The sequence below is a fragment of the Mesorhizobium vachelliae genome, from assembly GCF_033977325.1.
GTDB classification, from domain to species: Bacteria; Pseudomonadota; Alphaproteobacteria; order Rhizobiales; family Rhizobiaceae; genus Mesorhizobium; species Mesorhizobium vachelliae.
The window spans coordinates 306,637-329,925 of sequence record NZ_JAVIIR010000001.1 but is presented as its reverse complement, the minus strand read 5'-3'; the positions used below and the strand labels follow the sequence as shown (position 1 = coordinate 329,925).

General features: G+C 64.6%; 26 protein-coding genes. 10 read left to right on the top strand and 16 right to left on the bottom strand.

Annotated elements, in window-relative coordinates; all coding sequences use genetic code 11:
• Positions 1–18 precede the first annotated feature (18 nt).
• A complete protein-coding gene (locus RFM41_RS01670; protein WP_320246196.1) occupies positions 19–912 on the bottom strand; it encodes an AraC family transcriptional regulator in 894 nt (297 codons plus the stop codon).
• A gap of 154 nt (positions 913–1,066) precedes the next feature.
• On the opposite strand from RFM41_RS01670, the gene RFM41_RS01665 reads away from it, so the two are divergent.
• Entirely contained in the window at positions 1,067–1,816 is a 750-nt protein-coding gene (locus tag RFM41_RS01665; protein ID WP_320245789.1) for an SDR family oxidoreductase, read from the top strand.
• Between the two features lie 9 nt (positions 1,817–1,825).
• Here RFM41_RS01665 and RFM41_RS01660 read toward each other — a convergent pair whose 3' ends face one another.
• A complete protein-coding gene (locus tag RFM41_RS01660; RefSeq protein WP_320245788.1) occupies positions 1,826–2,464 on the bottom strand; it encodes a 2-dehydro-3-deoxy-phosphogluconate aldolase in 639 nt (212 codons plus the stop codon).
• A 146-nt stretch (positions 2,465–2,610) separates the two neighbouring features.
• Here RFM41_RS01660 and trhO point away from each other — a divergent pair, with 146 nt between their 5' ends.
• From trhO to RFM41_RS01645, 3 genes are all read left to right on the top strand, one after another.
• The gene (gene trhO, locus RFM41_RS01655) at positions 2,611–3,540 is read left to right on the top strand and encodes an oxygen-dependent tRNA uridine(34) hydroxylase TrhO (RefSeq protein WP_320245787.1); all 930 of its coding nucleotides are present in this window, start codon (positions 2,611–2,613) and stop codon (positions 3,538–3,540) included.
• 138 nt (positions 3,541–3,678) lie between these two features.
• Positions 3,679–4,410, top strand: coding sequence for a tellurite resistance TerB family protein (locus tag RFM41_RS01650; protein WP_320245786.1), 732 nt, complete (start codon positions 3,679–3,681; stop codon positions 4,408–4,410).
• A gap of 242 nt (positions 4,411–4,652) precedes the next feature.
• Complete coding sequence (locus RFM41_RS01645; RefSeq protein WP_320245785.1) at positions 4,653–5,414, top strand: SDR family oxidoreductase; 762 nt, start codon at positions 4,653–4,655, stop codon at positions 5,412–5,414.
• Positions 5,415–5,459: 45 nt separating this feature from the next.
• On the opposite strand, the gene RFM41_RS01640 is transcribed toward RFM41_RS01645, so the two are convergent.
• The gene (locus RFM41_RS01640; RefSeq protein WP_320245784.1) at positions 5,460–5,663 is read right to left on the bottom strand and encodes an SHOCT domain-containing protein; all 204 of its coding nucleotides are present in this window, start codon (positions 5,661–5,663) and stop codon (positions 5,460–5,462) included.
• 366 nt (positions 5,664–6,029) lie between these two features.
• On the bottom strand, positions 6,030–7,214 hold the full coding sequence (locus RFM41_RS01635; protein WP_320245783.1) for a pyridoxal phosphate-dependent aminotransferase: 1,185 nt from the start codon (positions 7,212–7,214) through the stop codon (positions 6,030–6,032).
• 82 nt (positions 7,215–7,296) lie between these two features.
• Between RFM41_RS01635 and RFM41_RS01630 the strand changes: the two genes are divergently transcribed.
• The 4 genes from RFM41_RS01630 to denD are packed head-to-tail and all read left to right on the top strand — an operon-like array spanning position 7,297 to position 10,233.
• On the top strand, positions 7,297–7,983 hold the full coding sequence (locus RFM41_RS01630) for a GNAT family N-acetyltransferase (RefSeq protein WP_320245782.1): 687 nt from the start codon (positions 7,297–7,299) through the stop codon (positions 7,981–7,983).
• A gap of 13 nt (positions 7,984–7,996) precedes the next feature.
• Complete coding sequence (locus tag RFM41_RS01625) at positions 7,997–8,998, top strand: cation diffusion facilitator family transporter (RefSeq protein ID WP_320245781.1); 1,002 nt, start codon at positions 7,997–7,999, stop codon at positions 8,996–8,998.
• Positions 8,999–9,049: 51 nt separating this feature from the next.
• Positions 9,050–9,256 (top strand): hypothetical protein, encoded by a 207-nt coding sequence (locus RFM41_RS01620; RefSeq protein ID WP_320245780.1) that lies wholly within the window; start codon positions 9,050–9,052, stop codon positions 9,254–9,256.
• Between the two features lie 2 nt (positions 9,257–9,258).
• Complete coding sequence (gene denD / locus RFM41_RS01615) at positions 9,259–10,233, top strand: D-erythronate dehydrogenase (protein WP_320245779.1); 975 nt, start codon at positions 9,259–9,261, stop codon at positions 10,231–10,233.
• 67 nt (positions 10,234–10,300) lie between these two features.
• On the opposite strand, the gene RFM41_RS01610 is transcribed toward denD, so the two are convergent.
• From RFM41_RS01610 to RFM41_RS01595, 4 genes are all read right to left on the bottom strand, one after another.
• A complete protein-coding gene (locus RFM41_RS01610; RefSeq protein WP_320246195.1) occupies positions 10,301–11,446 on the bottom strand; it encodes a nickel/cobalt transporter in 1,146 nt (381 codons plus the stop codon).
• A 157-nt stretch (positions 11,447–11,603) separates the two neighbouring features.
• Positions 11,604–12,272, bottom strand: a complete 669-nt coding sequence (locus RFM41_RS01605) for a DUF1007 family protein (RefSeq protein ID WP_320245778.1) — start codon at positions 12,270–12,272, stop codon at positions 11,604–11,606.
• A gap of 75 nt (positions 12,273–12,347) precedes the next feature.
• Positions 12,348–13,250: a LysR family transcriptional regulator gene (locus tag RFM41_RS01600; protein ID WP_320245777.1), complete on the bottom strand. Its 903-nt coding sequence runs from the start codon at positions 13,248–13,250 to the stop codon at positions 12,348–12,350.
• A gap of 2 nt (positions 13,251–13,252) precedes the next feature.
• On the bottom strand, positions 13,253–13,474 hold the full coding sequence (locus RFM41_RS01595; RefSeq protein WP_320245776.1) for a hypothetical protein: 222 nt from the start codon (positions 13,472–13,474) through the stop codon (positions 13,253–13,255).
• Between the two features lie 541 nt (positions 13,475–14,015).
• On the opposite strand from RFM41_RS01595, the gene odc2 reads away from it, so the two are divergent.
• Together odc2 and RFM41_RS01585 are read left to right on the top strand one after the other, a co-directional pair.
• Positions 14,016–15,149, top strand: a complete 1,134-nt coding sequence (odc2, locus tag RFM41_RS01590) for an ornithine/lysine decarboxylase (protein ID WP_320245775.1) — start codon at positions 14,016–14,018, stop codon at positions 15,147–15,149.
• Between the two features lie 294 nt (positions 15,150–15,443).
• Positions 15,444–15,986 carry a GNAT family N-acetyltransferase gene (locus RFM41_RS01585; RefSeq protein WP_430691496.1) on the top strand — a complete coding sequence of 181 codons (543 nt, stop codon included), beginning with the start codon at positions 15,444–15,446 and terminating at the stop codon, positions 15,984–15,986.
• A 67-nt stretch (positions 15,987–16,053) separates the two neighbouring features.
• Here RFM41_RS01585 and RFM41_RS01580 read toward each other — a convergent pair whose 3' ends face one another.
• The 8 genes from RFM41_RS01580 to flhA all read right to left on the bottom strand — a co-directional run bounded on the left by RFM41_RS01580 (position 16,054) and on the right by flhA (position 23,216).
• Positions 16,054–16,338, bottom strand: coding sequence for an SCP2 sterol-binding domain-containing protein (locus tag RFM41_RS01580; protein ID WP_140819337.1), 285 nt, complete (start codon positions 16,336–16,338; stop codon positions 16,054–16,056).
• A 194-nt stretch (positions 16,339–16,532) separates the two neighbouring features.
• A complete protein-coding gene (locus RFM41_RS01575) occupies positions 16,533–17,063 on the bottom strand; it encodes a hypothetical protein (RefSeq protein WP_320245773.1) in 531 nt (176 codons plus the stop codon).
• Between the two features lie 76 nt (positions 17,064–17,139).
• Entirely contained in the window at positions 17,140–17,559 is a 420-nt protein-coding gene (locus RFM41_RS01570; protein ID WP_320245772.1) for a hypothetical protein, read from the bottom strand.
• 8 nt (positions 17,560–17,567) lie between these two features.
• Positions 17,568–18,137: a rod-binding protein gene (locus RFM41_RS01565; RefSeq protein WP_320245771.1), complete on the bottom strand. Its 570-nt coding sequence runs from the start codon at positions 18,135–18,137 to the stop codon at positions 17,568–17,570.
• Between the two features lie 162 nt (positions 18,138–18,299).
• On the bottom strand, positions 18,300–19,826 hold the full coding sequence (locus RFM41_RS01560) for an FAD-dependent oxidoreductase (protein ID WP_320245770.1): 1,527 nt from the start codon (positions 19,824–19,826) through the stop codon (positions 18,300–18,302).
• Positions 19,827–19,993: 167 nt separating this feature from the next.
• Positions 19,994–20,377 (bottom strand): hypothetical protein, encoded by a 384-nt coding sequence (locus RFM41_RS01555; protein ID WP_320245769.1) that lies wholly within the window; start codon positions 20,375–20,377, stop codon positions 19,994–19,996.
• Between the two features lie 2 nt (positions 20,378–20,379).
• Complete coding sequence (fliR, locus tag RFM41_RS01550) at positions 20,380–21,132, bottom strand: flagellar biosynthetic protein FliR (protein ID WP_320245768.1); 753 nt, start codon at positions 21,130–21,132, stop codon at positions 20,380–20,382.
• Positions 21,129–23,216 (bottom strand): flagellar biosynthesis protein FlhA, encoded by a 2,088-nt coding sequence (gene flhA / locus RFM41_RS01545; RefSeq protein ID WP_320245767.1) that lies wholly within the window; start codon positions 23,214–23,216, stop codon positions 21,129–21,131. Before flhA ends, fliR begins: the two co-directional genes overlap by 4 nt.
• Between the last annotated feature and the right edge of the window lie 73 nt (positions 23,217–23,289).

Here is a 23,289-nt window from a genome sequence, read left to right as displayed (position 1 = left end):
CGCGACTTGCTTTCGTGCTCAGTCAACTTCCAGTGTGGCCGCTTCGCCCTTGGCCAGAAGCCGCGCGGCGTCGCGCGCAGGCGGCAATCCGAACTGGCGGGCATATTCGCGGCTGAACTGGGAGGCGCTTTCGTAGCCGACAGTGAAAGCAACCTGCGCGGCGCTGCCCGGTTGCGCGATCAGCAGATGGCGCGCTTCGAGCAGGCGAAGCTGCTTCTGATACTGGATCGGACTCATTGCCGTCGCCGCCTTGAAGTGGCGATGAAAGGCGGCATTGCTCATATGCGATAGCTCGGCCAGCTGCGTCACATCGATCGGCTCGTTGTAATGCGCCCGGATCCACGCTGTGGCGCGGCGGATCTGCGACAGGCGCCCGTCGGCGCGGGCAAGCTGACGCAGCTTTTCTCCTTGCGGGCCTTGCAGGAGCCTGAACGCGATCTCCCGTTCGAGCATGGGCGCGAGAACCGGAATCTCGGCCGGCCTGTCGAGCAGCCGCAGCATCCGGCGCAATGCGTCGAGCAGCAAGTTGTCGACTTGATTGGTCACGAAGCCATCGCCATCGATCGCCGGCTTGTGGTCGACGAGCAGGTCGGCGATCAGCTCGGTATCGATCGAGAAGGCGATGGCCGTGTAAGGCTGCGCGACGCTCGCCTCGATCAGCTGGCTGGTGGCCGGTGTCTCAACCGCATAGACGAAATAGCTGCCGCCGCTGTAGGCAAGCGTGCGGTCGCCGATCAGGACCGTTTTGGTCCCCTGCAGGACGAACAGCGTGGTGGGCTGGCAAAGCTCGGGCAGCGGCGGCGTCGGAACCTCGCTGCGGCCGATCGTAACGCGCGGGATTGCCGTCTTCGTCCGTCGCCCATTCGCATGGCGGCCGGCAATCGAGATCAGTTCCTGAAGCGCCTCGTTCATCGCTTTCAGCATTGCCGATCCACGGCGGCCACGCAACCAAGCGAGGTTCTAGTGCTCACTTAACTGCGAGGATTAGGCAACAGGCCGAGAGCTTTTGGCGCGCGAAGCGGACCGGCACACGTCATCTCTGGGTCATCGAAAAGGAGACATGGATATGACGACGAAGAAGAACGCGCTGGTGACCGGCGCCAACAAGGGCATCGGCCTCGAGACCGTCCGGCGGCTGGCGGCACTGGATTACAAGGTGTGGCTCGGCGCTCGCGACGCCGCGCGCGGCGAGACCGCGGCGCAGGCGCTGTGCGGCGAAGGGCTCGACGTCGAGTGGCTCTCGCTCGACGTCACCAGCGACGACAGCGTGGCTGCGGCCGCCAAAACCGTCGCGGCGCGGACGCCTCGCCTGGATGCGCTGATCAACAATGCCGGCATTGCGCCAGGCTATGTCGACGCGCTCGGCCCGGACGGCCGCTATCAGCGGCCGCCGAGCCGCGAGGATGTCGCTGATATGAAAGCCACCTATGACGTCAACGTCTTCGGTCCGGTGCGGGTCACGCAGGCGTTCCTGCCGCTGCTTGTGGCATCGCCTGCTGCGCGGATCGTCATGGTGAGCAGCTATCTCGGATCGCTGGCGCGCGCGTCCAGCAACAGCCAGTCGCCCAACGTCATGGGCTATGGCAGTTCGAAGACCGCGCTCAATGCGATCACGCTGGCTTTCGCCCGAGAGCTCGCGCCGCGCCACGTCATGGTCAACGCCGCCGCGCCCGGCTACACCGCGACGGACCTCAACGCGCATAGAGGCGGCCGCACGGTGCAGCAGGCGGCCGAGATCATCGTGCGGCTGGCGACGCTGGAGCCAGGCGGACCGACGGGCGGCTATTTCGATGAGAACGGCGCGCTGCCCTGGTGAAGGCGCTGGTTATTTCTTGAGCTTGCTCGCCTCGCGCGCCAGCGCTTCGATCTCGTCCCATTTGCCGGCCTTGATGAGATCGTCGGGCGCCACCCAGGAGCCGCCGACGCAGATCACGTTGGGCAGGCTCAGATAGTCGGCGGCGTTCTTGCCGGTGATGCCGCCGGTCGGGCAGAATTTCACGTCCGCCAGCGGCGAGGCGAAAGCCTTCAGCGAAGCGATGCCGCCGGACTGCTCGGCCGGGAAGAATTTCAGGAAGCGCAGGCCGGCTTCGCGCGCGGCCATGATCTCGCCCGGCGTGATGGCGCCGGGCAGCAGCGGCACGGGGCTGTCCTTGGCCGCGTCGAGAAGCTGGCCGGTGATGCCGGGGCTGACGATGAATTTCGAACCGGCACGGGCTGCTTCGTCGAACTGCCTGGCGTCGAGAATGGTGCCGGCGCCGACGACCGCTTCCTCGACTTCGGCGGCGACGCGGCGGATCGCTTCCAGCGCGTCGGCTGTGCGCAAAGTGATCTCGATGGCCCTCAAACCGCCGCGCGACAAAGCGCGGGCGAGCGGCACCGCGTCGGCCACATTGGCGATCTTGAGCACCGGGATAACCGGCTGACCATTGAGGAGCGACAGGAGCTTTTCGGTCTTGTTGGTCATTGGTTGGTCTCCATTTCGATCCGTTTTAAACCGATTAGCAGAAGGGATATGCCAAGTCCACGAAGGGCGGCGTGTCGTGATGCCGCGTGGCCGGCCGCATATCGGTTGCCTTGAAACGGCTTTCAGCACGGTCTAGTGGCATTGCCATGACAACAGCCAAGGAAATTCAGCCTGTCCGCGTCGCCGCGCTCTACGAGTTTGCGCGGCTCGACGGACACGAGCAACTGCGCGCGCCGCTCGCCGCCTTTTGTTGCGGGCGCGGCATCAAGGGCACGCTGCTTCTGGCGCATGAAGGCATCAACGGCACCGTCGCCGGCAGCGAGGAAGCGATTGCCGCGCTTGTGGACCATCTGCAGGCCATCGAAGGCCTCGCCGGGTTGGAAGTCAAATACAGCAGCGCCGCCGAGATGCCATTCCACCGCATGAAGGTGCGGCTGAAGCGCGAGATCGTCACCATGGGCGTCGAGGACATCGACCCGGCGACCAGCGCCGGCACCTATGTCGCGCCGGCCGACTGGAACGCATTGATCTCGGACACCGACACCGTCGTCATCGACACGCGCAACGCCTATGAAGTCTCGCTGGGCACCTTCAAGGGCGCGATCGATCCCAAGACCAGCAGCTTCCGCGAGTTCCCGGCCTGGGTGGAAGAGCACCGTGAGGAGCTCGAAGGCCGCAAGGTGGCGATGTTCTGCACCGGCGGCATTCGCTGCGAGAAGGCGACGGCCTATGCGAAGTCGCTCGGCCTCAAAAACGTCTTCCATCTCAAGGGCGGCATCCTGAAATATCTCGAGGACGTGCCGGCCGAGGAGAGCCTGTGGCAAGGCGAGTGTTTCGTGTTCGACGAACGGGTGTCGGTCTCGCATGGCTTGGCCGAGGGCGAGGCGGAGCTCTGCCGCGCCTGCCGGCATCCGCTGACGGTCGAGGATCGGCTGTCGCCGAAATATGCAGTCGGCGTCTCATGCCCGCATTGCTTCGAAACGCGGTCCGATGCGGATCGCGAGCGCTATGCCGAACGCCATCGTCAGGTCGAGCTTGCGCAAGCGCGCGACGGCAAGCGCCATATCGGCAGCTAGAGCCACCGGCTCCACGACCGGAAAACCGCCCTGTCATTGTAATGTCCCCGTCATTGTAATGTTAAGGCGCGGGGCCTACGTCTTGCCGGTCCGAAACCTTGCCCGGGCGCATTCGGCCGGGCCAATCTGGAGGCATTGATGCTCGACCCCAAGAAGCTGCTCGACGACCTTCTCGGCTCGCAAATCCCTGGGACCGGCTCGACCGTCCGCGACAAGGCGGGGCAGGCGGTGCAGATGGCGAAGGACAATCCGCTGGCCGCCGGCGCTCTGGCCGCCGTGCTGCTCGGCACCGGCACCGGCCGGCAAGTGACGGGTGCTGCCATCAAGCTTGGCGGTCTGGCCGCGATCGGCGGCCTCGCCTACAAGGCCTACCAGAACTACAAGGCCGGCAACGAGCCGGCGCAGGCGCCCGCATCCGGCGAGCCTGAATTGCTGCCGCCGCCGGCCGATACCGCCTTCCATCCTACGCAAGCGCCGCAGGGCGAGGCCGAGTTCACGCTGACGCTGGTCAGGGCGATGATCTCGGCGGCGAAGGCCGATGGCCATGTCGACGATGAAGAGCGCAAGAAGATCGCCGACAAGCTCAAGCTCGCCGGCATCGGCGCGGAAGCGGAAAAGTTCCTGCTCGCCGAGCTCGAAAGCCCGCTCGATCTCGACACGCTGGTCGCCGGCGCCAAGACCGACGCGCAGAAGCTCGAGCTCTACACCGCCTCGCGGCTTACCATCGATCCCGACACACGCGCCGAGCGCGGCTATCTCGATCTGCTGGCCGGTCGCCTCGGCCTGCCGGACGCCTTGGTCGATCATGTCGAGGCGACGGTTTCGGCGGCCAAGGTGCCTGCCGGAAGCGCGCCGAGTTCGCCCTGGTGAATCAGTGTTGGTAAACACCATCCAGCGACGGCTTGCTGGTCGTTAATGTTCCGTTAACTCAGCAAGCGCATCATTCTAATCAGTCGGACCGGCTTATCCTCCTCCCAAGCGCGGTTCAGATCAGGGGCGGTCGCCAATGGCCGCCCTTTTTGTTGGCCTCTCCTTTATCGCCAACAGCGGCTTGCCATGGCCCCCCGCATTTGCGATGCCACGTCTTTCCGTGCGTGACCGGGAGGACAGCGATGACAGCCATAGCAGAGAAGACCGCCATCGTTACCGGCGCCGGCACCGGCATCGGCAAGAGCGTCGCCACGGCGCTGCTCAAGGCAGGGTGGAACACGGTGTTCTGCGGCCGCCGCAAGACGCTGCTGGAAGACGCGATCGCCGAGGCGGGGAAGACGCAGGCCAAGGCGTTGGCCGTCGCTTGCGACATCAGCAAAGCCGAGGAAGTCGACGACATGTTCGAGACGGTGCTCGAGGCCTTCGGCCGCGTCGACCTGCTCTTCAACAATGCCGGCATGGGCTACAAATCGACGCTGATCGACGAGATCCCGGTCGAGGTCTGGAACGATGTCGTCGGCGTCAACCTCACCGGCTCGTTCCTGTGCGCCCGCGCTGCTTTCGGCGCGATGCGGAGGCAGAAGCCGATGGGCGGCCGCATCATCAACAATGGCTCGGTGTCGGCCTATGCGCCGCGCCCGGGCTCGGCGCCCTATACGGCGACCAAGCACGCGATCACCGGCCTCACCAAGACGCTGGCGCTCGACGGCCGGCCCTTCGACATCGCCTGCGGCCAGATCGACATCGGCAACGCGCTGACCGAGATGGCGCAGCCGATGACCGTCGGCGTGCCGCAGGCCAATGGCTCGATTGCCGCCGAGGCGGTGATGGATGTGCAGCGCGTCGCCGACGCGGTGCTGCACATGGCGAGCCTGCCGCTCGACGCCAACGTGCTGTTCATGACGGTGATGGCGACGAAGATGCCGTTTGTCGGGCGCGGGTGAGGCGGCGGCGCCGAGCCTAACCGCTCGCGCTTTTCCTGCAATTGTTTAGTCGCCGAGCACCCGGCGGCGTTCCTCGAACTCGTTCTTGTCGATCTCGCCGCGCGCGAAGCGCTCCTTGAGAATGTCGAGAGGCGTGCGGCCCGGCGGCGTGTGATGGGGTGGCACTGCGCCCGGCCCCCACTGCCAGCGGGTGACGGCGCCCACAAGGACGACGAAAAAGAGGATCATCAACAACGGACCGAACATCATTGCCCAACCTCCACCCCACCACATCATCCCGGGACCATAGGCATATCTGTCGGCATCCGATGCCTGTGCCCACGCGGCCCCGGGGACAAGAGCCAAGACGCAGCCGATTGCGGCCGCCGATTTCACCAAGCCTTTACGCATGGGGTCTGTCCTAACGTTTGCATGCGTAATTCTACGATGCTGGGCAGTCCGGCACCTTGCACTGGATCAAACTCCTGCCTGCGCCCGGTCATCATGCGGTGACAATGTTTGCGAAGACCGTGCCGACGGACTCCAGCCGGCCGCAAAGATGCGTTGACGGTGGCTCGGGGCGAGGCAACTCACCAGAGGGGGAACTTCGCCGACCTTACAGCGAGGGAGTGGAGCTCACTTTGCCAGGAACGCCTCGATCCGCTCCAGCGCGCGCAGGATGTTCTCCTCGGAATTGGCGTAGGAAAGCCGGATATAGCCTTCGCCGAGCACGCCGAAATCGGGGCCGCCGATCAGCGCCACGCCGGCGTCCTCCAACAGCGCCGAGGCAAGCTTCTTGGCCTTCCAGCCGGTCTTCGACACATTGGGGAAGGCGTAGAAGGCGCCCTTCGGGGTGACGCAGGAAATGCCTGGGAGCCCGTTCAGCCCTTCGACCACGATCTTCCTGCGGTTGTCGAAGGCGCGCATCATCTTCTCGACATCGTCCTGCGGGCCATCGATCGCGGCGATGCCGGCAAACTGGGTCGGCGCGTTGACGCAGGACCAGCAGTTCACCGCCAGCTTGCGCACCTTGTCGTAGAGATGGGCGCCCTTTTCGCCGTTCGGCCAGATCGACCAGCCCATGCGCCAGCCGGTCATCGCCCAGGTCTTCGACCAGCCGTTGAGCACGATCAGCCGGTCGCGGATTTCGGGGAAGTTGAGCAGCGAGCAGTGGGTCTCGCCGTCATAGGTCATGACGTCGTAGATCTCGTCCGACATGACGGCGACCTGCGGGTGCTTCTCCAGGCCCTTGACCAGCTTCTCGATCTCGGCGCGAGGCGTCACGCCGCCGGTCGGATTGGCGGGCGAGTTGAGGATCAGCAGCCTCGTCCTGGGCGTGATCAGCGCCAGCGTCTCGTCGGCCGAGAAGGCAAAGCCGTTCTCCTCTCGGATCGGCACCGGCACCGGCGTGGCGCCGGTGAATTCGATCATCGAGCGGTAGATCGGAAAGCCGGGATCGGGGTAGAGGATCTCGGCACCTGCCTCGCCGAACATCAGGATCGCGGCGAACATGGTCGGCTTGCCGCCGGGCAGGATCATCACATTCTCGGGCGACACCTCGACGCCGGTGGTGGTCAGCGTGCGGCGCACGACCGCTTCGCGGGTGGCCAAGAGGCCGTTTGCAGGCGTGTAGCCATGGTGACCGTCGCGCAGCGCCTTGATTGCCGCCTCGACGATGTGCTGCGGCGTCTTGAAGTCGGGCTGGCCGATGCCGAGGTTGATGATATCGCGGCCCTGATGGGCAAGCGCTGTGGCCCTGGCGAGTACTGCAAAGGCATTTTCCTCGCCGAGACGGTCGAAGGCTGCGATCGTGTGGAGCATTTTTCCCGTCCCTGTGGTTCTTTCTGTGGGCGAGCGTTTTTGTGACCGTCCGCTGGTAAAAGTCAACGGATTGGAGTGGCCGGTGTCGGAAGATCTGAAGAATTGGCAGCCGCGCCCGCGGCCAGAACGCAAGGCGATCGAGGGACGCACCGTCAGGCTCGAGCCGCTGAGCGCGGCAAAGCACGGCGACGGCCTCTATGAGGCGTCCTCGGTTTCGGATGCCGACGGGCGTTTCGCCTGGCTGCCCGACTATCCGCCGAAGACCCGCGCCGCCTTCCAGCCGTGGCTCGACAAGGCGGAAGCCAGCGAGGATCCGCTGTTCTTCACCGTCATCGACAAGGCGAGCGGCAAGATCGCCGGGCGTCAGACGCTGATGCGCATCGACGCCAACAACGGCGTCGGCGAAATCGGCAACATCTATTGGGGGCCGCTGGTCTCGCGCAGGCCGGCGGCGACCGAGGCGCAGTTCCTGTTCGCGAAATATCTGTTCGACGATCTCGGCTACCGCCGCTACGAGTGGAAGTGCAACAACCGCAACGAACCCTCGAAACGCGCCGCCGAGCGCTTCGGCTTCAAGTTCGAAGGCATCTTTCGCCAGCATCTTGTGGTCAAGGGTGAAAACCGCGATACGGCGTGGTATTCGATCATCGACAAGGAATGGCCGGCCTTGTGCAAAGCCTATGAAGGCTGGCTCGATCCGGCGAATTTCGATGGCGAAGGCGGCCAGAAGCGGCGACTAGAGGATTTTCGCGCCGAATTCGGAGCGTGACAGGAGTTTGACGATGGCGCATGACCACGGTTCGCATGATCACGGTTCCGCCGGTCATAGCCACAGCCATGGCGCAGGGCATGTGCATGGCTCGACCGACAAGAAACGGGTGCTGATCGCGGCCTGCCTGACCGGCGGCTTCATGGTCGCCGAGGCGCTCGGCGGTCTGCTCACCGGCTCGCTGGCGCTGCTCGCGGATGCTGGCCATATGCTGGCCGATTCGATCGCGCTCGGCCTCGCCTGGTACGCCTTCCATCTCGCCGGGCGGCCCGCTACCGGCCGTCTCACCTATGGCTTCGCCCGGGTGAAGACGCTGGTCGCCTACACCAACGGCATCGCCATCTTCGTCATCGCGCTCTGGATCGTCTACGAAGCCTGGGGGCGGCTGATGAACCCGGCGCCGGTGCTCGGCGGACCGATGCTGGTGGTGGCGTTGGCCGGCCTCCTGGTCAACATCGCCTCTTTCTTCGTGCTGCATGGCGGCGACCGGGAAAGCCTCAACATGCGCGGCGCCATCCTGCATGTGCTGGGTGACCTGCTTGGCTCGGCCGCGGCTATCGCGGCAGCCGTCATCATCCTGGCAACCGGCTGGACGCCCATCGATCCGATCCTGTCGGTGCTGGTGTCGCTGCTCATCCTGTCGACGGCGTGGTCGCTGATGCGCGAGGCGGCCCATGTCCTGCTCGAAGGCGTGCCGGCAAGCCTCGACCGCGACGTGACCGCCAAGGACATCGAAAGCGCGGTCAAGGGCGTGCGCGAGGTGCATCACATGCATGTCTGGTCGCTCGACGGAACCTCCAACATGGCGACGCTACATGCCTGCCTGAACGACGGCGTCGATCCGCATATCGCGGTGAGCGCCATCAAGAAGCGGCTTGCCGTCAAGCACGGCATCGAGCATGCCACGGTCGAGCCCGAGTTCGGGCAATGCGCCGACAGCCATGACGAGCATGACCATCACCACGATCTCGACCACGCGCATGGCGCGCCCGCCGATCGCCGGCATTATCACTGATTCCGCCGCGACGATGAAACCGAACAGCCTCGAAACGAGGACCGCCCGCTGATGGACCGTGAGACAAAAAACGCGGCGATCGCTGCTGCAGTGATACTGCTCCTGTTCGGTCTCGCCGCCTATTTCCTGCCGGTCATCATGCTGGCCGCCGGCAAGGTGTCGACGGTGCTGGCGGCCGTTGTCGCCGTGGTCTTCATGGTCGGGCTGTTCGTCGTCCTGTGGCTGCGCGGACGCAGCCAGCGCAAGAAAGGTCTCTGAAGATGAGAATTCTGATCACGGGCGCGGCCGGCATGGTCGGCCGCAAGCTTATCGCGCGGCTCGCCAAGGACGGGATGCTGCGCGGGCGCAAAATAACGGCGCTCGACCTGCATGACATCGTGGCACCGCAGGCGCCGGCGCTCGCGGGCGTCGATGTCTCGATCCACACCGGCGATCTTTCCGCGCCCGGCGCAATGGCCGCTCTCGTGGCTCCCCGTCCGGACGTGATCTTCCATCTGGCCGGCATCGTGTCGGGCGAAGCGGAGTCCAATTTCGATCTGGGCTACCGGGTCAATCTCGACGGCACGCGCTCCCTGTTCGACGCGGTGCGGGTGGCGGCCTTCGCGCCGCGCCTCGTCTTCACCTCTTCGATCGCCGTGTTCGGCGCGCCGTTTCCGGACGTTATCCCGGACGAGTTCCATCCGACGCCGCTCACCTCATACGGCACGCAGAAGCAGATGAGCGAAGCGCTGCTCGCCGACTATTCGCGGCGCGGCTTCTTCGACGGCATCGGCATCCGGCTGCCGACGATCTGCGTGCGCCCCGGAAAGGCGAACAAGGCGGCGTCGAGCTTCTTCTCCGGTATCATCCGCGAGCCGCTCGCCGGCCAGGAGGCGATCCTGCCGGTGCCGCGCTCGGTGCTGCACACCCATGCCAGCCCGCGCTCGGCGGTCAATTTCCTCATCCATGCGGCCGAAATCGACGGCGACAAGGTCGGTCCGCGCCGCAACCTCACCATGCCTGGCGTCGCCGCCACCGTCGGCGAGCAGATCGAGGCGCTGCAGCGCATCGCCGGCGCCGAGGTGGCGAAGCGGATCCGCGAGCAGCCCGACGAGACCATATGGGCGATCGTCAAAGGCTGGCCGACGCGGTTCGAGGCAAGACGGGCGCGGGAGCTCGGCTTTGCCGCCGAAAGCAGTTTCGACGAGATCATTCGCGCGCATATCGAGGACGAGCTGGGCGGGAAGATCGCCTGACGTCTATCGATATCAAGCGATGCTGGCCTGACCCGAAGCTCAACGCAGCTTCGGGCACTGCCTATAATCAGACGCCGCCCGACAGGCTGGCCGACAGAAGCAGCAGTCCGACCAGGAAGATGAAGGCTGCGCCGCCGATCTCGACGACGGAATGGATGCGGTTGCCGATGCGCCCGTCGCCGGCGAAATAGACCGCCCAGTTCTTGGCCGTCACGGCGATCGTCGCCAGCGCCGAGACGGTGATCGCGGTGCCGATCGACATCGCCAGCACGGACAGCAGCCCGCCGAGCCAAAGCCCGTTGAGCAGGGCGAAGCTCAGCACGATCAGCGCGCCGGAGCAGGGGCGGATGCCGACGGCGGCCACCGCCGACCAGGCGGTCTTCCAGTCGAAGCGGTCACCCGACAGCATTGCCGGGTCCGGCGCATGCGAATGGCCGCAGGTCTCGCAGACTTCGCCGGGGCCATGGTCGTGGTGGTCGTGCGCGGCGTGATGGTGGTGCTCATGCGCGCCATGATCGTGGGCGTGGTCATGCGAATGCTCATGATGATCATGATCGTCATGCACGTGCAGGGAATGCGCGGCGTGCGCATGTGCGTGGGAATGGCCTGCATGCGAATGAGCGTGCGCGTGTCCCCCATGGGAATGCCCGCCATGCGAATGGCCGGCATGGGCAGCGGACAGGCTGTAGGCGGGCGCCCTGCCGAACAGGCGCAGCACCGATGGACCGAGCTTGCGCCAAAGCAGCCAGGCACCGAACAGGGTGACCAGCACGAAGCTGGAGATTTCCAGGAACCAGGCGGCGTCGGTCATCGAGATGGCGGTGCCGCGCAGCACGAAATAGGCAAGCATCATGACGACCACCGCCGTCAGGCCCTGCAGCAGCGCCGAGACGAAGGAAAGCAGGATGCCGCGCCTCAGCGCCACTTCGTTGGCGACCATGTAGGACGAGATCACCGCCTTGCCGTGGCCGGGACCGGCGGCGTGGAAGATGCCATAGGCGAAGGACAGGCCGATCAGCAGCCAGAGCTTGCTGCCGTCCTGGCGCATCGCCTTCATCGCGGCCGCCAGCGAATGGTAGAATTCCTGCTGCCTGAGATTGATCCACATCAGGATATGGGCGAACGGGCCTGTGGCGGTCGGCGCCATGCCGTCATTGACGCCGATGCCGAGCGAGCTCTGGGCATGGGCCACGCCCGACAGATGGGTCGCCATCAAGGCGGCGGCCAGCAGGCCAAGAGCCAAGCGGATATTCGTGGGATATCCCACGAATATCCGCTTGGATTCCCTTGCTTGTCGCAGGTTCCGATCGCAAAACCGCGAGACACTTTTGCGGAACCTGCCTGCGCGCAGCGACGGTTTCATCACCCGATCATCCTTCCGGCGTGCAGTTCAACTCGAGTTTGGTGGCGAAGATCTTGCTCATGTCGGTGCCCGTCGGATCGTTGAAGAACGCGTCCGTCAGGGTCTTCTGGTTTTCCTTGATCGCCTCGTCCGGATCGGGGCGAATGACCTTCTTGGTGCAGGTCGAGGGCAGGCCTTCGACGGTGAGATTGGCGTCGTCGGTGAAGTCGATCGCCGTATAGAAGGTCGGATCGTAGACGCCGATGTCGATCTTGCCAGCCAGCTTGATCGGTGTCTTCGGCTGCGACTCGAACAGGATGATCAACTGGTCGTTCTCGAAGTTGGCCATCAGATGCGGCGGCGGGATCATCGCTACGTCCTTGCCGTCCTGCGTGACGAGCTGGAAGTAGTTGAACTCCGCCAGCGAGGAATGAACGGTGTCGGCCACTTCCTTCAGCTCTTTGTCGTCAAGCTTGAGGTCGTTGTTCTTGTCGAACTCCATCAGCACCGTACTCGAAAAAAGGTCGTCGAAGCGCCAAAGATGGCGCAGCGCCGTCACACTTTGGTGATCCGCGCTGAGGATGACGTCGAGGCGGGCTTCGGCGAAGACATGCGGATGGACTTCAGCCTGCTCGACCGAGGCCAATGTGGCCGCAAGGGCCGAAGCCAGCATGGTTGCTTGCCGTTTGAAATGCATTCCGTGCCGCGATTCCATTGATTTCGGGAGCGAGCCCGAGAGTTAGCAGAAAGGGGGCGAAATTGGGACGCTTGCCTATGAAGCCGTGTCGCGCGTCTTGAACCACTGCACCAGGAAGTCCACGAAGACGCGCACCTTAGCCGGCAGATAGCGCCGGTGCGGGTAGACGGCAAAGATGCCGGTGCCCGACAGGATGCGGTCGTCAAGCACGGTGACCAGCCGTCCGGACGCGATGTCGGGGGCGGCGATGAAATCCGGCAGGATGGCAAAGCCCAGGCCCGACACGGCGGCTGCCCTTGCCGCCATCGGGCTGTTGACCTCGATCGGTCCCGACACGGTGACGGTAACGGAATCCTCGCCATCGCCCTTGAAGCGCCAGTTGGCCAGCGAACGGCCGTTGGTGTCGACGATGCAGGGCATGCTGGAGAGATCTTGTGGGCGGGTCGGCTTGCCGTGCTTGGCAAGCAGCTCCGGCGACGCGCAAAGCCGTACCGAGAACGGTCCCAGGCGCCTGGCGATCAGCGAGGAATTCTCCAGCCGCGAGATGCGCACGGCGAGATCGAAGCCTTCCTCGACCAGGTCGACGAAGCGGTCGTCGAGGTGGATGTCGAGCACGATGTCGGGGTGCTGCTTGGCGAAGTCGATCAGCGACTGGCCGATCGGGGCGTCGGCGAAGGTGCGGGCGGCCGACAGCTTGATCCTGCCGCGAACATCGCCGGAAGACTGGCGCACCGCCTCGGCGAGGCTGTCGACCTCGCGCACGATCTCGGAGGCGCGCTGATAATAGGTGTGGCCGGCTTCGGTCAGCGAGAACTGGCGCGTGGTGCGATTGAGGAGCAGCGCGCCGAGCTCGTCCTCCAACTCGCGCACATATTTCGACAGGAGCGCCTTGGAGCGGCCGATCTTGCGCGCCGCGGCCGAGAAGCCTTCCGCCTCGACCACGTCGATGAAGGCGCGCATGCGGGTCAATGTGTCCATGGTCAGACCTTTCGTGCCGCGTCGAGAATCCTGCGGCCGAGCCGTATCAGGGCAACGTCGCTGCCGGAAGGGCCGAGCAGCGAAAGGCCGAAGGGTGCGCCGCCGACGGAGCCGATGTCCTTGACGGCCAGGCGCAGGCCGGCGAGCGGGCCCAATTCCGCATTCGCCACAGGCATTTGGCGCAGATCGAGGAGGGCGTTCAGCGGTCCTTGAGTTCCTGGCATCGTTCGATTTCCGGATACGGTGCGCCCAACATTGTTCGATGCCGGAAATTTTACAACCTGGGCTTACGATTTTTATTGATTGTGAAACCCTTCGCTCCTATATCGCGCTTGCCCAAAGTCGCACGTGCCTGTGGGTGTCCGCCGATCCTCGAATGGTGAGGGCAATCGGTAAGGTAACTGGAGCCAACCCCTCCAGTCGGTCAGTGGCCAACCACAAGACCGAGGACACCTTGAAGCAACGACGGTGCGGGCCTTTCTGGTTCTCTGCCGGTCGTCCAAAGACCGGGGTTACTAAAGAGGCACACCTTCATTGCCGGCAGTGCGGACGGGGTTCTCCCATCCAAGCCAAGGCAGACAAAGCGAACCGAGGCCGGGCAAGGCCAAAGTTCATCGCCGCGAGACGGCATTTCATGGTTCCGGGGTCTCCACCGGCTGGTTCCATGGATTTGACGTCCCGCCTTTGTTTGACCGCGTGTTCGCGAGGCCGACGGCCCGCGTCCGCACCCTTGTGCGCGCCGAAAGGCGTGATGGAGAGACCCCGATGGCCACCCAGCGCATCCTTGACTTCCTCGCCACCCGACGTCCGAACGGCCCTTGCCTCGTCGTCGACCTCGATGTCGTGCGCGACAATTTCCGTGCCTTCGAGAAGGCGTTGCCCGATTCCAAGATCTATTATGCGGTGAAAGCAAACCCGGCGCCGGAAATCCTGCGCCTCCTTGCTGCGATGGGCTCGTCCTTCGACACCGCATCGGTTGCCGAGGTCGAGATGGCGATGGACGCGGGTGCGCCCGCCGATCGCATTTCCTTCGGCAACACCATCAAGAAGGAGCGTGACATCGCGCGCGCCTACCAGCTCGGCATCCGCCTCTACGCCGTGGACTGCGTCGAGGAGGTGGAGAAGATCGCCCGTGTCGCCCCCGGCTCGCGCGTGTTCTGCCGCGTGCTGACCGACGGCGAAGGCGCCGAATGGCCGCTGTCGCGCAAGTTCGGCTGCGTGCCCGCGATGGCCGTCGACGTGCTGCGCCATGCCAAGGGCCTCGGCCTCGACGCCTATGGCGTGTCGTTCCATGTCGGCTCGCAGCAGACCGATCTTTCGGCCTGGGACCGCGCGCTCGGCGACGCCAAGAAGGTGTTCGCGACGCTCGCCGAGGAAGGCATCGTGCTCAAGATGGTCAACATGGGCGGCGGCTTCCCGACCCGTTACCTGAGGGACGTGCCGGCGGCGCAGGCCTACGGCCAGGCGATCTTCTCGGCGCTGCGCAAGCATTTCGGCAACGCGCTGCCCGAGACGATCATCGAGCCGGGCCGCGGCATGGTCGGCAATGCCGGCGTCATCAAGTCGGAAGTCGTGCTGATCTCGAAGAAGGCCGACAACGACAATGTGCGCTGGGTGTTCCTCGACATCGGCAAGTTCGGCGGTCTCGCCGAGACCATGGACGAGGCGATCCGCTATCCGCTGGTCACCCGGCATGACGGTTCGGAGACCGCGCCTTGCGTGCTCGCCGGCCCGACCTGCGATTCGGCCGACGTGATGTATGAGAAGACGCCTTATCCGCTGCCCTTGTCGCTGACCATCGGCGACGAGGTGCTGATCGAAGGCACCGGAGCCTACACGACCACCTATTCGGCGGTCGCCTTCAACGGCTTCGAGCCTCTCCGATCCTACGTGATCTGAGCAGTTCGCAAGAACCGCTCGGATCAACCCGGCGCGGGCGCATGTCGCCCGCCCGGGTTCGCTTGTGGAACAGATCTCCGCTTGTGAAGGATCGCGGATATGGACTTGGCAAATTTCATCATGGACAGTAGCGCGGCCGGAACCTCCCCCCTTGAGGGGGAGATGGCCGGCAGGCCAGAAGGGGTTGTCTCATGTAGAGTGCCGACGTCGTCTGGCGTCGCGGAAGGCGCCGGAGCTTCACGCGCGGCGACCCCTTCTGTCGCCTGCGGCGACATCTCCCCCTCAAGGGGGGAGATTGCCCGCGCGTTTGCGATCGTCGCCGAATCCGTCACCGACGTCGCGTTGCGCGAAGCGCTGCTCGACCGTGCCATGGGGCCGAAGCGCAAGAAGAAGTCGTCCGAGAAGCTGCGGCGCGGCCGCCGGCCTTCGGAAGGCCTGGCCTTCGTCGCCCGCGATGTCTCGGGCGTGGTCGTCGGCACCGTGCGGCTGTGGGATGTGAGGTTGGGCGAGGGCGGTCCGGCGGCGCTGCTGCTCGGTCCGCTCGCGGTCGAGCCGGGATTGAAAAGCGGCGGCATCGGCTCGGCGCTGATGCGGCATGCGCTCACCGAGGCCGCGCGGCTCGGCCATGGCGCGATCCTGCTCGTCGGCGATGCGCCCTATTACGGGCGGTTCGGCTTCTCGGCCGACCGCACCGGAGTGCTTGCCATGCCCGGCCCCTATGAGCGGCACCGGCTTCTGGGGCTGGAGCTGAAGGACGGCGCGCTGGACGGCGCCAGAGGCACGATCAAGGCCGCCGGCCGCAAGATCAAGGGGCAGGCGCCGAGCTTTGTCGCCTGAAGCCCCTTCGATTCGACAAAAACAACGACGCCGCCCACCGGGCGGCGTCGTTGTTTTTTGCGAAGGGTCAGCCGAGCAGTTGGCTGAGCGCCATTGCGACAGTCATGTCGCCTTCGACCTTCAACTTGCCGGCCATGAAGGCCATGGTCGGGTTAAGGTCGCCGGCAATCAGCGAATCCAGATCGTCGAGCGACAGCTTCACGGTGCAGTCGGTCGGCGCGTCGGTGGTCGAGACGGTCGCGCCGTCGATGACGATGACGCCATCGCTGCCGGTGTCGAACTTGACCGAATGCTCGAAGCCGGCGCTGGCCACGCGCGACTTGATCTTGTCGGCAATCTCCTGAACGCCCATGGCGGTTCTCCTCGTTGGTTGCGTTGACGCGCACCGGCGCTTGGCCGCTGGGCGAGGTAGGCGCGCCGCGCCGGTGCGCGGTTGCCTGTCACCAGCGCATATAGCTTCGAGTTGACGTAAACGTCAACGCGATCACCCTGCGTCATATCGCTTGGAGAGCTGTGCCATGTCTCCGCCGGACGACGGCTAGGCAGTCAATGCTCCGGCGCCGCCTGGAACGGCTTGGTCATCGCCGACGCGGTTTCGCCGGCATTCCTGCGGCGGCGAAGCGCGTTGTCGCGGATATCGTCCTTGGAGAGGAAGTTGACCTGGTCGATCAGCACCTCGTGCACCAGCTCGACGCCGACCCGGGTGTTGATGGTGTCGCGGATCGACTTGCGGAAGGCATCGAGATCGATCGATTCCTTCTTGGTGAAATCGATCTGCGGGTTGGCATAGAGGTAGGAATAGACCTGGTCGGTCATCAGCGCCTGCGCCGGGACCGACAGCTTCTTAATCTCTGCCGGCTCTACCGTGTAGACGAGCTTGGTGAGGAAATAGCCGTCGATAGAGCCGTCGCGCAGCAGCGGCACCGAGATCATGTCGGTCTTGACGTAGTCGAGGCCGCCCAGCATCGGCTTCGGCGGTTCGGCCGCGGTGCGCTGGCCGGCCGCCTGGAAGGAATAGAAGACCGCGCCGAGCGTCACAGCGCAGATCCACAGCGCGGCGGCGATGAACTTTATCATGTTCGATTTGCTTCGAGCATGATCTTGTCCGAAAACCGGCCTCCACTTTTCGCTGACGCGGTCCTGCGGTTCGGGATCATGCTCGGGCCATGCCGAATTCGCCCGCCGAATAGGTGCCGTCGGTATCGGCGCGCTGGATGGCGTTCCTCAGAAGCGTGGCGACCTCGTTGACGGCGTTGAGATGGGCAAGGATCGCCGCCTCGTTCTTCGCCAGCTTCTGGCGCAGCCGCAGCAGGCCTTCCTTATGCTGCTCGAGGAATTCGATCTCGTTGGCGCCCTTCAAGGCGCGGTTGAGCTCGTAAAGATACCGGCTCTTGCGCGCGTTCGAGGCCTTGAGATCGTAGGCCGTTCCGCTGCGGATGCCGGCGGTCTCCTCGTCCACGACTTCCTCGATGCGGCCGATGATGGCGGCGAGGTTGCCGGGTCGCGCGGCGACGGGCGCCTCCATTGCGTTGGTGCGTGCGGGAAGGTTGGAAAGGTCCGTTTGGTCGGCCATGTAGGTCCCTAGATCTTGATGTCCGTTTTTATGGTTGTTTCGTCGCCGGTCATCGACCGTGCGGCCTTGCGCTCAAGCTCCTCGATCATCGAGGCCGAAAGCCGCGTCTGCTGGTCGATCTCGGTTTTCTGCGGTCCGCCGGCAACGGGGCCGACCGGCACCTTGTGCTTGCCGTCGAGATAGTGGTCGGCGAGCATTGACCGGGCGATGCCGATGCCGCCATGCGCGGCCATGACATCGGCCACCTTTTCGGCGAGCTGCGACTTCCACATGTCGCCGGCCAGGCCCTTGCCATAAACGCCCTCGGTGTCCTTGGGCATCATGTTCTGGATGAAGGTCGTCAGCACCATCGCCTCGAAGCGCTGGAACTTCTTCGCCGGATTGGCGGCTTCCGCCTTGTCGGCCGTTGCGCGCGAGAGAATGGATCCGGCATCGACCGTCGCGGATGGATCGACGGCGAAGGGTGCCGAGGCGCCATTCGCCCGTCTGGCGAGCGCCGCCCGCGCAGCCTCGACATCGGCCGGCTCCGCTGCGCGGGCAACGTCCATGACGATGTCGCTGGGTGGGGAAATGGCCAAGAAAGGTTTCGCCTTTTTGCCGGGTTATGATCACAGCACAATGCCTCGACAAGCTTGTGGCAGGCTTACCAGGGATCGGACCGTGCGTCCGCCGCGCGCACAGGCATGGGTCTCTGCCCCTGGCTCCCAGCAGGAATTCGAGAATTTCGATATCGCGTGCCGTCAAACCATAGTGACTTCGCAGGCCAGCGCTTGCACGTCACGACCGATGGCAGCGACGGCGACAATCTTGCCGTCCTTCTTGTAGCCGACCAGGCAATTGCGATCGGCAATGCTGCCGTCGATCTCGATCGCGTCCCACGACCGGGCGTAGCCGACATAACGGATCGATACGTCGTAATGCTCGCTCCAGAAGAACGGAACGCTCGAGAAGGGTTGCCGCAGGCCAAGCATGTTCTGCGCCGCGATCTGCCCTTGGCGTTGCGCCACGACCCAATGCTCGACGCGCCGCGATTCAGCCGAGTTCAAATCAAACCACTGAGCGACGTCGCCGGCAGCAAATATGCCAGCCACGTTCGTCTCTAGGAATTCGTTCACGAGCACACCCCGGTCAACGGCAATGCCCGCGTCGGCGGCAAGCGAGATGCGCGGCTTCACGCCCGCGCCAACGACGACAAGATCGGCGTCGATCGTGCTGCCATCGCTCAATGCAACGGCTTGGGCGGTTATCCGTTCAGCCGTGGCGCCCAGATGGAAAACGACGCCGTGCTCTTCGTGCAGCGAGCGGATGAATGTGCCGAGTTCCGGTCCAAGAACAGCTCCGAGCGGATAGTCCCCGGGCGCGACAACATGGACCGCGAGGCCGCGCTTGCGAAGGGCGGCCGCGACTTCCAGGCCGATGAACCCTGCGCCAAGCAAGACCGCCGTCTTCGAGCCTTGGGCTCGCTCGATGACGGCGCGACTGTCGGCCAGCGACCGCAATGTGAAGACGTGGTCGCCGTCGGCGCCGGCAACCGGCAGGCGCACCGGTTCGGCTCCCGTCGCCAGCAGAAGACGGTCGAAGGGAAAAACGCGCCCGTCGTCGGCAATCACCGCCCGTCCGCCAACGTCGACGCGCCCGGCCGTTGTCCGCAACTGGAGATCGATCCTGTTGCGGACGTAGAATTTGGGGCCGCGCAGCGGGATCCACGACTCCGGCGCGGTCCCGGCTAGATAATCCTTGGAGAGGTTGGGCCGGTCATAAGGTGCGTCGCCATCCGAGCTCAGCATGGTGATTTCGCCTGCGAAACGGCGACGGCGCAGCATTTCGGCTGCCGCAAACCCGGCAGCACCGCCGCCAACAATGACGATGCGCTCCTGTTGGCCTGCCGCTTCGGGTTGCGACGACGGTACGGCCTCCTCGTCTGCTGGAACCTGTCCGGTCACGACGATACGATCGCCTCGGCGCTCAACACTCCATCGCTGCAGTGGGTTGAAGGCTGGCGCGGCGAGTGCCTCGCCGGTACGGAGATTGAAGCAGGCGTGGTGCCAGGGGCATCGAACGGTGTCATCGACCAGGATCCCTTCGGCCAGCGGCCCACCGTAATGGGTGCATTTGCCTGCAACCGCCAGCACCTCCTCGCCGACACGCGCCAAAAGCACCGGCTCGTCGCCAACATGCCCTGCAAGCAACTTCCGGTCGCCAAATGCAGCAATCGGCACTCCGACCGACAAGTCTGGACCCATATCCGAATTTTTCTGAGTGGCCATGGCGGCTCTCCCTTCTGGGCATTTCGCCGACGATCCAGCATTCGGATGTCGGACCCGGAATTGACGCCGCGCGAGCCAAAAGGTTCCTGAGGTTGGTGATCGGCGCGATCCTTATCGCCGCGCATATTGATCGTAGACATCGGCATCGGATGGCAAACGGGAGGACGCTACCCGTCCCGCTGCTTCTGCGTGATGAGATCCAGCCGCTCGCGGTCGGAGCGCTCGCGCTCGTCGCGGCGGCGCACATCCTTGTAGGCGCGCTCGACCATGTTGGTACGCACCGTTGCGGTGGCTATCAGCGCGGCTTCCTGGCGGGCGTCTTCCAGGCTCTTCTTCTGGCGCTCGAGCGCCCCGGTGATGCGGCGATGATAGATTTCCGGAAAGAGGGCGCCCAGCGAAGCGTCGGTTTCGAAATGCGTGATCAGGTCCCTGGCCTCCGCTTCGGCCTTGACGGCGGCCGCGAGGAATCCGGCATGGCGGGTCTCGTGCAGCGCCTTCAACTGCTCCTGCACCTTGACCAGTTTCTTCAGGCGGTCTTTTCGCGTGGTCATGGCTATCTCGCCAGCGTGAGGTCGACGAAGCCGTCGACGAACAGCGACAGCAAGGTGCCGACGGCGAAATAGAAGATGATCATGCCGCCGGCGATGACGAAGGGCAGCGAGATGAAATAGACCGGGATCTGCGGCGTCAGCTTGTTGACGAAGCCGATCGTCAGGTTGACCAGGATGGCGTAGGCGACGAAAGGGCTGCCGAGCCGAATGACCAGGAAGAAGGCGTCCGACACCGTGTCGGTGACGTCGACCAAGGCCGCCTGCGGGTTGAAGAACACGTTGACCGGGGCGACCTGGTAGGAGGCGACGAGCGCCTTGACGATCTCGTGGTCGAAGTCGAAGACGAAGAGCAGAAGCAGCGCCGAGAACGAGATGATGGCGGCAAGGGCCGCCTGCGGTTCCGGCTCCTCGATCGCCGGTCCGCCCGAGCCGCCATAGCCGATCAGCGTGGCGATGGCCGAGCCCATGAAGCGCAGCGCTTCCATATAGAGCCTGGTCATGGCGCCGATCAGCCCGCCGACCAGCAGCTCGGAGACGATCATTGGCGCCAGGACCTGCGGGCGCGGATCGACGAAGGGGTAGATGCGGTCCCACAGGAAAGCGAGCAGGCCGCCGGTGGCGGCGAGCGAGACGAACAGCCTGATCTGGATCGGCACCCGTGCACTCGACAGGCCCGGCATCAGCATGAAGCAGGCGCCGATGCGGCAAAAGGCGAGGAAGGCGGCGATGACGACGCCTTGCGAGAGCGCGTTCACGAGATGGTTCCGAGCACCTTGATCTCGACGCCCTTGGCGATCTCGACATGGCTGAGAACGGGAAGCGTCGTGAACAGCCGCTCGATGATCATGCGCACGTAAGGACGCGCGTCGGGCGCGGTGACGAGCACGAAGCGCTCGCCGGCCTCGAGATGCTTGCGGATCGCCTTGGTGGCGTCCTGGCCGAATTCCTCGAGTTGGCGCGGATCGATATCGAACTCGCGCACCTCGCCCTTGGCGTCGCGCTTGAGGCTCTGGTGGAAGGCGAGGTCCCAGCGGTTGCCGAGACGCAGCACCTTGAGCGTGCCGCCTTCGGAGAGGTCGCCGCAGATCTGCTGCGCCATGCGGATGCGCACATGCTCGACGATCTGCTCGGTGCGGCGCACATGCGGCGCGATCTCGGCGATCGCCTCGATGATGAGATGCAGGTTGCGGATCGAGACGCGCTCGGCGAGCAGCAGCTTCAGCACGGCCTGCAGGCCGGGATAGGAGATGTGCGAGGTGCAGATCTCGTCGGCGAGCTTGCGGTATTCCGGGTCGAGCCGCTCAAGCAGGGCCTTCATGTCCTTGTAGGACAGAAGCTGCGGCAGGTTGTTGCGGATCACCTCGGAGAGATGGGTGAGCAGCACAGACATGTTGTCGGCGAAGGTGAAGTTCTCGCGCTTCAGGTCCTCGGCGAAGGTTTCGAGCACGGAATAGGCGCGCATGCCGAAGGCCGGCTCGCGGATTTCCTCGCCGGGGATCTCCGGCACGCCGCGCGTGCCGAGCAGCACCATGATCTCGCCGACGCGCATCTGGTATTCGGCGACGACCGTGCCGTGCACCTTGATCTGATAGCTCTTGGGCGGGATGGCGAAGTCGTCGGCGACGCGCACCTCCGGCACCACGAAGCCGTATTGCTGGGCGAATTTCTTGCGCATCTTCGACATGCGGAACACCAGTTCCTGATGCGCCACCATCAGCCTGGTCGAAAGCTGCTTGCCAATCAGAAGCTCGATCTCGGCGGTGACCAGCGAGGCCTTGACCGAGTTTTTCTCCTCCTCGACCTTGTTCGCCTTTTCCTGCGTCTTCAGGGCTTCGGCGGCGGCACGCTCGCGGCTCTGGCGCAGCGGGATGATATAGCCGAGGCCGGCCATGCCGCCGGCGAGCGCGAAGAAGGGGAACAGCGGCAGGCCGGGCATCAGGCCGAGGATGACGAGAAGCGAGGCCGCGACATAGAGCGCGCGCGGATGCGCGCCGAGCTGGCCGAATACCGCCTGGTTGGCCGAGCCGCGCGTGCCGCCCTTGGAGACAAGCATGCCGGCGGCAAGCGAAACGATGAGGGCCGGGATCTGGGTGACGAGGCCGTCGCCGACCGACAGCTTGATGAAGACATCGGCCGCCTGGCCAAGACCCATGCCGTGGCGCAGATAGCCGATGGCGATGCCGCCGACGATGTTGATGGCGGTGATGATAAGGCCGGCGATGGCGTCGCCGCGCACGAATTTCGAGGCGCCGTCCATCGAGCCGAAGAAGGAGGATTCTTCTTCCAGCTCGCGGCGGCGCAACTGCGCCGTCTTGTCGTCGATCATGCCGGCGGAGAGGTCGGCGTCGATGGACATCTGCTTGCCGGGGATGGCGTCGAGGGTGAAGCGCGCGCCGACTTCGGCGATACGGGTGGCGCCCTTGGTGATGACGATGAAGTTCACCACGATCAGGATCATGAAGACGATGAGACCGATGACGAAGTCGCTCGACATCACCAGCTTGGAGAAGCCGGAAATGACATAGCCGGCGGCATGCGTGCCCTCATTGCCATGCGACAGGATCATGCGCGTGGTGGCGATGTTGAGCGAGAGCCGCAACATCGTGGCGATGAGCAGAACGGTCGGGAAGGACGAGAAGTCGAGCGGCCGCTGGATCCACAGCGCCACCATCAGGATCAGCACCGAAAGCGCGATCGAGAAGGCCAGGCCGATATCGATGAGGAAGGCCGGGATCGGCAGGAACAGCACCGCCAGGATGACGACAATGCCCAGCGCGAAAAAGACGTCGCGGCCGTTCTTCGCCACCAGGCCGGACGGGAGTGTTTCGCTGATCGCCATGTCGTCCCCAAATCATGAACTGCCACGCACAGGGCAGGCCCTAGACCGTAACGTTCCAAGCTTGCGCGAAGGT

Excerpts from the sequence above, each read along its gene's own strand:
- RFM41_RS01670 (WP_320246196.1), bottom strand. The coding sequence starts at position 912 with ATGAACGAGGCGCTTCAGGAACTGATCTCGATTGCCGGCCGCCATGCG.
- RFM41_RS01665 (WP_320245789.1), top strand. The coding sequence starts at position 1,067 with ATGACGACGAAGAAGAACGCGCTGGTGACCGGCGCCAACAAGGGCATC.
- RFM41_RS01660 (WP_320245788.1), bottom strand. The coding sequence starts at position 2,464 with ATGACCAACAAGACCGAAAAGCTCCTGTCGCTCCTCAATGGTCAGCCG.
- trhO (WP_320245787.1), top strand. The coding sequence starts at position 2,611 with ATGACAACAGCCAAGGAAATTCAGCCTGTCCGCGTCGCCGCGCTCTAC.
- RFM41_RS01650 (WP_320245786.1), top strand. The coding sequence starts at position 3,679 with ATGCTCGACCCCAAGAAGCTGCTCGACGACCTTCTCGGCTCGCAAATC.
- RFM41_RS01645 (WP_320245785.1), top strand. The coding sequence starts at position 4,653 with ATGACAGCCATAGCAGAGAAGACCGCCATCGTTACCGGCGCCGGCACC.
- RFM41_RS01640 (WP_320245784.1), bottom strand. The coding sequence starts at position 5,663 with ATGATGTTCGGTCCGTTGTTGATGATCCTCTTTTTCGTCGTCCTTGTG.
- RFM41_RS01635 (WP_320245783.1), bottom strand. The coding sequence starts at position 7,214 with ATGCTCCACACGATCGCAGCCTTCGACCGTCTCGGCGAGGAAAATGCC.
- RFM41_RS01625 (WP_320245781.1), top strand. The coding sequence starts at position 7,997 with ATGGCGCATGACCACGGTTCGCATGATCACGGTTCCGCCGGTCATAGC.
- RFM41_RS01620 (WP_320245780.1), top strand. The coding sequence starts at position 9,050 with ATGGACCGTGAGACAAAAAACGCGGCGATCGCTGCTGCAGTGATACTG.
- denD (WP_320245779.1), top strand. The coding sequence starts at position 9,259 with ATGAGAATTCTGATCACGGGCGCGGCCGGCATGGTCGGCCGCAAGCTT.
- RFM41_RS01610 (WP_320246195.1), bottom strand. The coding sequence starts at position 11,446 with ATGGCGACCCATCTGTCGGGCGTGGCCCATGCCCAGAGCTCGCTCGGC.
- RFM41_RS01605 (WP_320245778.1), bottom strand. The coding sequence starts at position 12,272 with ATGCATTTCAAACGGCAAGCAACCATGCTGGCTTCGGCCCTTGCGGCC.
- RFM41_RS01600 (WP_320245777.1), bottom strand. The coding sequence starts at position 13,250 with ATGGACACATTGACCCGCATGCGCGCCTTCATCGACGTGGTCGAGGCG.
- RFM41_RS01595 (WP_320245776.1), bottom strand. The coding sequence starts at position 13,474 with ATGCCAGGAACTCAAGGACCGCTGAACGCCCTCCTCGATCTGCGCCAA.
- odc2 (WP_320245775.1), top strand. The coding sequence starts at position 14,016 with ATGGCCACCCAGCGCATCCTTGACTTCCTCGCCACCCGACGTCCGAAC.
- RFM41_RS01580 (WP_140819337.1), bottom strand. The coding sequence starts at position 16,338 with ATGGGCGTTCAGGAGATTGCCGACAAGATCAAGTCGCGCGTGGCCAGC.
- RFM41_RS01575 (WP_320245773.1), bottom strand. The coding sequence starts at position 17,063 with ATGATAAAGTTCATCGCCGCCGCGCTGTGGATCTGCGCTGTGACGCTC.
- RFM41_RS01570 (WP_320245772.1), bottom strand. The coding sequence starts at position 17,559 with ATGGCCGACCAAACGGACCTTTCCAACCTTCCCGCACGCACCAACGCA.
- RFM41_RS01560 (WP_320245770.1), bottom strand. The coding sequence starts at position 19,826 with ATGGCCACTCAGAAAAATTCGGATATGGGTCCAGACTTGTCGGTCGGA.
- RFM41_RS01555 (WP_320245769.1), bottom strand. The coding sequence starts at position 20,377 with ATGACCACGCGAAAAGACCGCCTGAAGAAACTGGTCAAGGTGCAGGAG.
- flhA (WP_320245767.1), bottom strand. The coding sequence starts at position 23,216 with ATGGCGATCAGCGAAACACTCCCGTCCGGCCTGGTGGCGAAGAACGGC.